At 58.8% G+C, this 442-nt stretch carries 1 pseudogene; it reads left to right on the top strand.

The features are described 5' to 3' along the window. A pseudogene (locus P0G09_RS15670) lies at positions 1-442 on the top strand (phosphosugar isomerase); the annotation flags it as partial.

Consider the following 442-nt stretch of genomic DNA (forward strand, 5'->3'; position numbering starts at 1 on the left):
GCTGACTACACCATCGTTCACGGCTTTGAGGCAAACTACGCCGCCAATCTGGAAAAGATGGGCTACGTTCTGGCACTGGCTGTGGAGATCCTGCAGCAGGTGGAAGGTTTCGACAAGTACGACAAGATGATCGAGGGCCTGACCAACGTGTTCGAGGCTGCCGAGAACGCTGCCAACTCTGCCCGCAAGTCTGCCAAGGAGTTCGCTGAGAAGTACAAGGACGCTCCCGTCGTCTTCGTCATGTCCAGCGGCGCTTCCATGGAGGTCGCTTACTCCACCTCCATCTGCCTGATGATGGAGATGCAGTGGGTCAACTCCGGCTCCTTCCACAGCGGCGAGTTCTTCCACGGCCCCTTCGAGATCGTGGACATGGACGTGCCCTTCATCCTGCTGATGAACGACGGCAAGACCCGTCCCGTGGATGCCCGCGCACTGACCTTCC

Origin of the sequence: Faecalibacterium sp. DFI.5.82 (assembly GCF_029076575.1) — a bacterium.
In the GTDB taxonomy this organism is placed as follows: Bacteria; Bacillota; Clostridia; order Oscillospirales; family Ruminococcaceae; genus Faecalibacterium; species Faecalibacterium duncaniae.